Consider the following 9,744-nt stretch of genomic DNA (forward strand, 5'->3'; position numbering starts at 1 on the left):
CGCTGAGTCAGGAGCGCGGCACGGCAGTCCGCGAGCGGCGCCGGGTGGTCGTCGGCGGTGTGGTGCAGGGCGTCGGCTTCCGCCCCTTCGTGTACGCACTCGCCACCGGTCTCGGGCTGGACGGGCACGTCACCAATACCGGTGACGGAGTCCTCGTGGAGATCGAAGGCCCGGCCGAGGTGCTGGACCTCTTCTGCACGCGCATCCGCTCCGAGGCCCCACCGTTGGCCCGCGTCGCGTCGGTGGTCGCCGAGCCGCTCACCCCGGTCGGCGCGGCGGGCTTCGCGATCGCCCCGACCGTCCAAGGGACCGCGCGTACGCTGTGCCCGCCCGACACCGCCACCTGCGCGGACTGCCTGGCCGAACTCGCCGATCCCGCCGACCGGCGGCACCGCCACCCCTTCATCACCTGCACCAACTGCGGGCCCCGCTACACGATCGTGACGGGACTCCCGTACGACCGCGCGGCCACCACGATGGCCGGCTTCGCGATGTGCCCGGACTGCGCGCGCGAGTACGCCGACCCGGCCGACCGGCGCTTCCACGCCCAGCCGATCGCCTGCCACGCGTGCGGCCCCCGGCTGTCGCTCGTCGTACCGGACGCCTCCGTGCGGGAGGGAGACGCCGCGGTCGTCGCGGCCCGGGCGATGCTCGCCGACGGCGCGATCCTCGCGGTGAAGGGCATCGGCGGCTACCACCTCGCGTGCGATGCCAGGAACCCGGATGCCGTCGCCGGACTGCGGCGCCGGAAGAACCGCGGCGACAAGCCCTTCGCCGTTCTGGCCCGCGACCTCGACGAGATCGCCCCGTGGGTCGAGGCCGACGAGCCCGAACGGGCGCTGCTGACGGGCCCCGAGCGTCCCATCGTCCTGCTGCGCCGCCGGCACAGGACCGCCCCCGCGAGCCGCGACGCGCGTACGGCCGCAGCCCTCGACCACGTCGCGCCACGTTGCCCCGATCTGGGCGTCATGCTGCCGTACGCCCCCGTCCACCATCTGCTGCTCGGTCTCCCCGGCGATGCCCCGGGGCCGACCCTGCTGGTGCTGACCAGCGCGAACCTGTCCGGCGAACCGATCGTCACGGACGACGCCGAGGCCCTCGACAAGCTGGCGCCGCTGGTCGACGGGTGGCTCACGCACGACCGGCCCATCCATGTCCCCTGCGACGACTCGGTGCTGCGGGTGGTCGACGGCGCGCCGTCGCCGGTACGCCGCTCGCGCGGCTGGGCTCCGCTGCCCCTCGCGCTGCCGCTCCCGGTTGTCCCGTCGCTCGCGGTGGGCGGGGACCTCAAATGCGTGCTCGCCCTGGCCGAGGGCGAACGCGCCTGGCTGTCCGGCCACATCGGCGACATGGACGACCTCGCGACGCTGCGCGCGTTCGACCGCGCGGTGGAGCAACTCGGCGCCGTCACCGGCGTCGTCCCCGAACGCGTGGTCGCCGACCTGCACCCGCGCTACCGCTCCGCGCAGCGGGCGCAGCGCCACGCCGGCGAAGGCCTCGTGCGCGGAGTCCAGCACCACCACGCGCACATCGCGTCCGTCATGGCCGAGAACGGGCTGGACGGCCGCTCCCCGGTCGTCGGTGTCGCCTTCGACGGCACCGGGTACGGCACGGACGGCGCCGTGTGGGGCGGCGAGATCCTGGTGGCGGACTACGCGGGCTTCGACCGCTTCGCGCACGTGGCATATGTCCCGCTCCCGGGCGGCGACGCGGCGGTGCGGCGGCCGTACCGGATGGCCCTGGCGCACCTGTACGCCGCGGGCCTCGACTGGGCCCCCGACCTGCCCTGCGTGCAAGCCTGTCCGGCCGATGAACTCGTGCTGCTGAGACAGCAGTTGGACCTCAATCTCCATTGCGTGCCGACGTCGAGCATGGGACGCCTCTTCGACGCCGTCTCCTCGCTCGCCGGGGTCTGCCACCACAGCGAGTACGAGGCCCAGGCGGCGATCGAGCTGGAGGCGGCGGCGCTGCGCAACGGCGCCGGGGAACGCGGCGCCGACGGCGCCGCGGACGGCTACCGCTTCGAACTCCGCTATGCGGAAACCCCGTTGAGTGCCGATCCCGGGCCGCTGCTGGCCGCCGTCGCGGCGGACGTACGCGCGGGCGCGAGAACCGGCGAGATCGCGACGCGGTTCCACACGGCCGTCGCGGACCTGGTGGTCCGCGTCTGCCGGGCCGCCCGTGAACGGTACGGGACCTCGACGGCCGCGCTGTCCGGCGGCGTCTTCGGCAACGCGGTCCTGGCGTCCGCCTGCGCGCGCGTGCTGCGCGCGGACGGGTTCACGGTGGTGCGGCACCGGGCTGTCCCGCCGAACGACGGAGGACTGGCACTCGGCCAGTTGATGGTGGCGGCCCGCGCGGCCGCCGACGAGGAGGAAAGCCCATGTGCCTGGCAGTGCCCGGCAGGGTGAAGCGGATCCTGGAGCGGGACGACGGCACCCGCATGGCGGTGATGGACTTCGGCGGCGTCGAGAAGGACGTCTGCCTGGAGTACCTGCCGGACCTCCAAGTCGACGAGTACGCGATCGTGCACGTCGGTTTCGCGCTGCAGCGCCTCGACGAGGAGTCGGCGCGCAAGACCCTGGGACTCTTCGAGGAACTGGGCTTGCTGCAGGAAGAGTTCGGCGATCCGTGGGAGGCGGCCGAGGCCGCCGGCCCGGCCCTGGAGTGGGCCGCGGCGGATGCGGTGGCGGCGGCAGAGGGCGCGGGTGCGGCATCGGCCGCGGCGGCGGGTGCGGAGGCGGACCGGTGAAGTACCTTGCGGAGTTTCAGAATCCCGACCTCGCCAAGGGCCTCCTGGATGACATCCGGGCCACGGTCACCCGGCCGTGGGCCCTCATGGAGGTGTGCGGCGGCCAGACGCACACGATCATCCGGCACGGCATCGACCAGTTGCTGCCGGACGAGGTCGAGCTGATCCACGGCCCGGGCTGCCCGGTGTGCGTGACGCCGCTCGAAGTCATCGACAAGGCCATGGAGATCGCGTCGCGGCCGGAGGTGATCTTCTGCTCGTTCGGTGACATGCTGCGCGTGCCGGGCACCGACCGCGACCTGTTCCGGGTGCGCGGCGAGGGCGGCGACGTGCGGGTCGTGTACTCGCCGTTGGACGCGCTGGACATCGCGCGGGAGAACCCGCACCGCGAGGTCGTGTTCTTCGGCATCGGGTTCGAGACCACGGCGCCGCCCAACGCGATGGCGGTCCACCAGGCCCGCAAGCAGGACATCCGCAACTTCAGCATGCTGGTCTCGCACGTGCGGGTGCCGCCGGCCATCGAGGCGATCATGACCTCGGCGGAGTGCCGCGTCCAGGGCTTCCTGGCCGCGGGGCACGTGTGCAGTGTCATGGGCATGGAGGAGTACCCGGGGCTGGCCGAGAAGTTCCGGGTGCCGATCGTGGTCACCGGGTTCGAGCCGCTGGACATCCTCGAAGGCGTGCGCCGGACCGTGCGGCAGTTGGAGCGCGGGGAGCACACCGTGGACAACGCGTACCCGCGCGCGGTCCGCCCCGAGGGCAATCCCGCGGCGCGCGCGATGCTCGAGGACGTCTTCGAAGTGACCGACCGGGCGTGGCGCGGCATCGGCGTGATCCCGCAGAGCGGCTGGCGGCTCGCCGACAAGTACCGCGACCAGGACGCCGAACACCGCTTCGACGTCACCGGGATCACCACGTGCGAGCCGAGCGCGTGCCGCAGCGGCGAGGTGCTGCAGGGGCTGCTCAAGCCGCACGAGTGCGAGGCGTTCGGCACGACCTGCACGCCGCGTACCCCGCTCGGCGCCACGATGGTGTCCAGCGAGGGTGCGTGCGCCGCGTACTACCTGTACCGGCGGCTCGGCACCCCGGCGGCGAACCGGGAGGCGAGCCCCGTTGGCTGACACCACGACAGGCACCGCGACCGGCACCACTACCGGCACCGCGTCCGTTCCTGGCACCGCGACCGTCCCCGGCGCCGCGCCGGCGCCGGATTTCTCCGGCTGGAGCTGCCCGGTCCCGCTGCGCGACCACCCCCGTGTGGTGATGGGCCACGGCGGCGGCGGCGCGATGTCCGCCGAACTGGTGGCCAACTTGTTCGCCCCGGCGTTCGGCGGCGCGACCCTGGCGGCGCTCGCCGACTCGGCAACCGTGGACCTCGGCGGTGCCCGGCTGGCGTTCTCCACCGACTCGTACGTCGTCCGGCCGCTGTTCTTCCCCGGCGGCTGCATCGGCGACCTCGCGGTCAACGGCACCGTGAACGACCTGGCCATGAGCGGGGCCCGGGCGGCGTACCTGTCGTGCGGGTTCATCCTCGAAGAGGGCGTCGAGACGGCCGTGGTCGGCCGGATCGCCGAGACCATGGGGGCGGCGGCGCGCGCGGCCGGGGTGGAGATCGTCACCGGCGACACCAAGGTCGTCGAGTCCGGGCGCGGCGACGGCGTGTACGTCAACACGGCCGGCATCGGGCTCGTCCCGGCCGGCGTCGACATCCGGCCGCAGCGCGCGGTGCCGGGCGACGTGGTCATCGTGAGCGGGGAGATCGGCCTGCACGGCGTGGCGATCATGAGCGTGCGCGAAGGCCTGGAGTTCGGCGCCCGGGTGGAGAGCGACTGCGCCGCGCTCGGCGGCCTGGTCGGGGCGATGCTCGCGGTCACGCCGGACATCCACGTCCTGCGCGACCCCACCCGCGGCGGGCTGGGCGCGGCGGTCAACGAGATCGCCGCGGCGGCGGGAGTCGGGGTCGCGCTGCGGGAACGCGCGATCCCCGTCCCGGACCAGGTCGCCAGCGCGTGCGCGATCCTCGGCCTGGACCCGATGTACGTCGCCAACGAGGGCAAGCTCGTCGCCTTCGTGCCGCGGGACCAGGCCGATGCCGTGCTGGCCGCGATGCGGGCTCATCCGCTCGGTGCCCGCGCCGCGGTCGTCGGCGAGTGCGTGGACGACCACCACGGCATGGTCGTGACCCGGACCGCCTTCGGCGGCACGCGCGTGGTCGACCTCCCGTTGGGGGAGCAACTCCCGCGGATCTGCTGAGCGCAAGCCCTTCGCGTGGAGCGCGATCACCAGGGGCGGTACGGCCGAGGCCGTACCGCCCCTGTGCGTGCGGGGCCGTCACACGTTGGCGTGGTTCGCCCGCATGGACGGCACGGGGGAAGCGGGGGAGGGCGGTGCGGGGTGGGTGTCGGCGGCCGTCCGGTCCGCCAGCGCCCGTGCGAACGCCGAGACGGCCGCGGACGCACGCACCGGACTGCCCGGCCAGACCAGGGCGAGTGCGGATTCCGGCAGACCGTCCACCGGCACGAAGGACAGGGCCCGCCGGGCGTGGTACTCCGCGGTGGTCTGGCACAGCAGCATCACGCCGCGGTTCGCCGCGACCGCCGTGAGCCCCTCCTGCAGGGTCCGCACGGCCGGGCCCCGCGGGATGTCCCGTCCCCGGGGCGTGCGCGCCGGGGCGTTCGCCCGCCGCCAGTAGTCGGGGGCCGGGCCCGCGAATCCGATCAGCTCGAATGCGGCGATGTCCTCGGCGTCGACCGACGCCCGGCCCGCGACGGGATGCCCGGCGGGCACCGCCAGGCTCTGCTGCCGACGGGAGAAGACCGGGCCGACCGCGATGCCGGGCTCCTCCGCGGGGAGCAGGACGATCGCCGCATCGACCTCGCCGCGGCGCACCTGTCCGAAGGGGTCGCTCAGCGGCACCTCGGTGATCTCCACGGTGCCGCCGGGGTGCCGGGACTCGAAGAGCGCGACCGCATCCATGACCTGGTCGTCGGCCGTCCCCTGGAAGCCGAGGCGCAGCACTCCGCCGCCCGCCGCCGCCCACCGGGCGTCGTCCACGGCGGCGTGCAGCGCCGTGTACGCGGGCGCCAGCGACGCGAGGAAGCGCCCGCCGAGCGGGGTCAGGCGCACGCGACGGCTCGTACGCTCGACCAGTTCGCCGCCGACGCGGCGTTCGAGTGCGCGGAGGAGCTGGCTGACCCGGCTCTGCGAGATGTACAGGCGTTCCCCGGCGCGCCCGAAGTGCAGTTCCTCGGCCAAGACCAGGAACGCCTCGATCTCCCGCATGTCGATGCCTTGGGCCACGGCGTCCCCTTCCTGGAGCCGCCGACCGGCGGCGCGGTCACGATCGATGAGCCGCGCTTATGGAAAGCATGAGAGATCGCCCGTTGTTCCTCCGCTCGGCTGCCGGTTGCCTGGGGGCATGGCTCTTGTCGATCAAGTCGGTGCATCCGTGGGCCGCGGCTGGTCCGCCGTCGCGGTCGTGGCCGCCGCCACGTTCACCGTGGTCACCTCCGAAATGCTGCCCGTCGGCCTGCTCAGCCCGATCGGCGCGTCGCTCGGCGTGACCGAGGGCACGGCCGGACTCGCGCTGACCGTGACCGGTCTGTCGGCGGCCGCCGCCGCGCCGTCCCTGGCCCCGCTGTTCGCACGCCACGACAGGCGGCGGCTCCTGTGCCTCCTCATGGCGCTGGTCGGTGCCGGCAACCTGCTGAGTGCGTGGGCGCCGGGATTCGCGGTGCTGACCGCGGCGCGGCTGCTGGTGGGCGTCGGCATGGGCGGGGTGTGGGCGCTCGCGGCGGGCATCGCGGTGCGTCTGGTTGCGGCGAAGTCCGTCGGTACCGCCACATCGCTCGTGTTCAGCGGCATCGCCGTGGCCTCGGTCCTGGGCGTGCCCGCCGGTGCGTACGTGGGGGAACTCCTCGGGTGGCGTGCCGCCTTCGTGGCGGCCGGGATACTCGGCCTGGGTGTCGCCGCGGCGCTTGCCGCGGTCCTCCCGCCGCTTCCTCCGGAGGCCGCGCGTCCGCGGTTGGCCGAGCCGCTCGCCGAGGGCCGGGTGCGGGTCGCCTTGGCGGTCGTCGCGCTTCTGGTGACCGGGCACTTCGCGGCGTACACATACGTGCGCCCGGTGCTGGAGGAAGTGTCGGGCGTCCGGAGTGACCTGGTGGGCGCACTGCTCTTGGTCTACGGAGTCGCCGGTATCGTCGGCAACTTCGCGGCCGGGTACGGCGCGACGCGCTCCGCGCGGGGCACGCTCCTCGTCCTGGCCGGGCTGTTGTCCGTCACTGCGGTCCTCGTCCCCGCCCTCGGCGACTCGACAGCCGCGGCCGCCGGGCTACTGGTGCTGTGGGGGATCGCCTACGGCGGTGTCTCCGTGTCCGTGCAGACCTGGCTGCTCGCCGCCGTGCCCCACGCCCGCGAGGCGGCTTCCGCCCTGCTCGTCGCCGTCTTCAACATCGCCATAGCCGCGGGTGCCTTCGCGGGCGGCCGCCTCGCGGACGGCCGCGGCGCCGCCTCGGTCATGTACCTGGGCGGCGCACTCGCCGCCGCGGCCGCCGCGACGCTGGCGGTCACGCGCCGCCGCACCACCGACACGTGACCGGCGCAGGGCCGCACCGGACCGCCGCGGACAACCCGACCGTGGACCGGCGCATCCCCGCGACACCCCGAACGCCCGGCCGTGTCCTTCCCCGCCTCCCGGCCGGCTCGTGCGAGCATCGGTCCGTGGTCTGCGTGATCTTCGCCATCCTGACCTCGCTCAGCAACGGCACCGCATCGGTGCTGCAGCGCCGTGCCGCGATGACCGTGGGCGACGACAAGGCGCTGCATGTGTCGCTCATCGGCGCACTGCTGCGCCGTCCCGCCTGGCTGGCCGGGATCTTCCTGGTGGTGCTCGCTGCGGCATTCCAGGCGGTGGCGCTGGCGACCGGCCCGATCTCGGTCGTGCAGCCGATCTTCGTCATCGAACTGCCGGGCACGATCCTGCTGGGCGCCTGGGTCTTCCGGCACCCCCTCGGCCGCGGCACCTGGTGGGCGATTGCCGCGGTGACCGGCGGGCTCGCCCTCGGATTGGCCGCCGCGGCGCCGAGCGGCGGGACGGCGGGCGTGCCCGGCTGGGAGTGGGGTCCGGCGCTGGTCGGCACGGGCGGCGCGATCCTGGTGCTGACGGCCGCCGGAATCCGTTTCCCCGGGGAACCCAGGGCCGCGCTGTTCGGGCTTGCCGCGGCATTCGGCTACGCGCTCACGGCCGCGCTCCTCAAGGACGCCACCGCGCAACGCCACGGCGGCATCGCCCACCTCGCCACGTCCTGGCAGGTGTACGCGACCGCCGCGGTCGGCCTGGGCGCGGTGTTCCTGCTGCAGAACGCCCTCCAGGCCGGATCGTTGGTGGCGTCGCAGCCGATGCTGACGCTCGGCGACGCGCTGCTCAGCACGGTGTTCGGCGTGGTGCTCTTCTCCGAGCACATCCGGCTCGGCTGGTGGCTGCTGCCCGAGATCGCGGCCTTGGCGGCCATCGCGGCGGGTTGTGCCGAGCTGGCACGGCAGCTGCCCCGGCCGGCCACCGAAACCGATCCGCGGATCAGCTCCGAGATCCACTGACCGGTGCCGCCTTGCGGGCTCTCCGTTTGCCGAGCAGACCGGTGAGGAGCATGACGAGCACGCCGAACGCCACGCCGCAGAACGTCTACAGCACCCGATAGCCCTCGGCCTGGTAATCGGAGGGCTGCGGCAGGTCCATCAGAACGAGCACGGCGGCGGCCACGGCCGCGGTGTAGACCGTGTAGCTCCAGAAGCGCACGGCCACCGCGTGCATGAACAGGACGAGCGCGACGACTTCGAGTCCGCGCTCGACCGCGAACAGCCTCTCTCCGTGCTCGCTCGCGGGAATCAGCAGCAGCAGCGCGGCGGCCACGGCACCGGCAGCCGCGCCGATCAGGCGTTGGGCGCCCACTATTGCGGACTGCTCCAGGCTCGGCTTCATCGCGATGATCGCCGCGATCGGCAGCCACAAGCCGTGCGACAGCTCCAGTCCGAACGCGAGCGCGACCGTGCCGAACATGACGAGGGCGCGGACCGCCGCGTAGACGACCATCGGCGCGGATACTTTCCGGCGTGCGGTGTCGCCCGGAATTTCCTGGACGGGCGGGGGGCGGTCCGGCCGCCCCTGGATCAGCCATCCGAGGAACGACACCGCGATCCACAGCGCGGTCCCGCCGGCCCAGGCCGCCGTCTGCGCCCATGTATAGCTGGTGATGCGGGCGTCGTGGTGGAGGCCGGAGGAGAGCGCGAGTGCGATGACGAACCAGATGTTGAGCAGCATGGCGCCGGCATACCGGTGCGCCCCGAACACGGCCGCGAGCCCCGCCACCAACGTGACCGCGAATGCCACCAGAGCCAGCCAACCCCAGGACTGCGCCCCGACGTAGAACCCCAGTGCGGTCAGCCCCGCGCCGATGAGCCCGAACAGCGCCGTGTGCGACGCACGGCGGGGGAAGCTGCCGCCCGGATCGGCCACGACGGCGAAGAGCAGGCCGAACACCGCGCTGAGAAGGTACTGTTCGTGCCCGATCGCCCAGAAGAGGAGCAACGGCACCAGCGCGATGTCCAGGACGAGGACGCCGCGCGGCCAGTTGAGCCCGGCGGGGTTGCGCGCGAGTACTTTCGACCACCACGCCGTGAGCCTTCCCTTGGGAGCGCGGTGAACTTCCGGTCCGCTCGCAGTGGCCATGGTCCTCTCCGCTCCTCACCCGCTAGATGAATGAGTCCAAGGGTTTGCCTGCGGACATGGAGCGAGGGCGCCCAAAGTCGTGTTGTGACGCAAGACATGGACACCCTCGCGACTGCACTCTATGCCCGGATCGACGACACGCTGAAGGCTTCGCCGGAACTGGCGCCGCCGCGCCCGAGAGTCGGGATCGCACCCACGCTCAGTGACGCCGAACTCCTCACACTGGCGGTCATGTCGGCGCTGCTCGGCTACACGTCCGAGCGGCGCT

Annotated in this window: 8 protein-coding genes and 1 pseudogene; 7 read left to right on the top strand and 2 right to left on the bottom strand. The window is 73.3% G+C overall.

The window, feature by feature from the left end; translation table 11 throughout:
- Window positions 1–2 precede the first annotated feature (2 nt).
- The 4 genes from hypF (at window position 3) to hypE (ending at window position 5,005) form a co-directional block, all read left to right on the top strand.
- The gene (gene hypF / locus ABEA93_RS40155) at window positions 3–2,411 is read left to right on the top strand and encodes a carbamoyltransferase HypF (RefSeq protein ID WP_425585263.1); all 2,409 of its coding nucleotides are present in this window, start codon (window positions 3–5) and stop codon (window positions 2,409–2,411) included.
- Window positions 2,384–2,752 carry a HypC/HybG/HupF family hydrogenase formation chaperone gene (locus ABEA93_RS40160; RefSeq protein WP_345680949.1) on the top strand — a complete coding sequence of 123 codons (369 nt, stop codon included), beginning with the start codon at window positions 2,384–2,386 and terminating at the stop codon, window positions 2,750–2,752. Before hypF ends, ABEA93_RS40160 begins: the two co-directional genes overlap by 28 nt.
- Window positions 2,749–3,873, top strand: a complete 1,125-nt coding sequence (hypD, locus tag ABEA93_RS40165) for a hydrogenase formation protein HypD (RefSeq protein ID WP_345680950.1) — start codon at window positions 2,749–2,751, stop codon at window positions 3,871–3,873. Before ABEA93_RS40160 ends, hypD begins: the two co-directional genes overlap by 4 nt.
- Before the next feature lie 118 nt (window positions 3,874–3,991).
- Window positions 3,992–5,005: a hydrogenase expression/formation protein HypE gene (hypE, locus tag ABEA93_RS40170; protein WP_345680954.1), complete on the top strand. Its 1,014-nt coding sequence runs from the start codon at window positions 3,992–3,994 to the stop codon at window positions 5,003–5,005.
- A gap of 78 nt (window positions 5,006–5,083) precedes the next feature.
- Here the strand turns inward: hypE and ABEA93_RS40175 are convergent, their stop codons facing one another.
- Entirely contained in the window at window positions 5,084–6,034 is a 951-nt protein-coding gene (locus tag ABEA93_RS40175) for a LysR family transcriptional regulator (RefSeq protein WP_345680955.1), read from the bottom strand.
- 136 nt (window positions 6,035–6,170) lie between these two features.
- Between ABEA93_RS40175 and ABEA93_RS40180 the strand changes: the two genes are divergently transcribed.
- Together ABEA93_RS40180 and ABEA93_RS40185 are read left to right on the top strand one after the other, a co-directional pair.
- On the top strand, window positions 6,171–7,346 hold the full coding sequence (locus ABEA93_RS40180) for an MFS transporter (RefSeq protein WP_345680951.1): 1,176 nt from the start codon (window positions 6,171–6,173) through the stop codon (window positions 7,344–7,346).
- 125 nt (window positions 7,347–7,471) lie between these two features.
- Window positions 7,472–8,347 (top strand): DMT family transporter, encoded by an 876-nt coding sequence (locus ABEA93_RS40185; protein ID WP_345680952.1) that lies wholly within the window; start codon window positions 7,472–7,474, stop codon window positions 8,345–8,347.
- Window positions 8,348–8,432: 85 nt separating this feature from the next.
- On the opposite strand, the gene ABEA93_RS40190 is transcribed toward ABEA93_RS40185, so the two are convergent.
- On the bottom strand, window positions 8,433–9,476 hold the full coding sequence (locus ABEA93_RS40190; protein WP_345680953.1) for an FUSC family protein: 1,044 nt from the start codon (window positions 9,474–9,476) through the stop codon (window positions 8,433–8,435).
- Between the two features lie 84 nt (window positions 9,477–9,560).
- On the opposite strand from ABEA93_RS40190, the pseudogene ABEA93_RS40195 reads away from it, so the two are divergent.
- Window positions 9,561–9,744: pseudogene (locus ABEA93_RS40195) on the top strand (IS982 family transposase); the annotation flags it as partial.

Origin of the sequence: Yinghuangia aomiensis (assembly GCF_039542225.1) — a bacterium.
Classification (GTDB): domain Bacteria; phylum Actinomycetota; class Actinomycetes; order Streptomycetales; family Streptomycetaceae; genus Yinghuangia; species Yinghuangia aomiensis.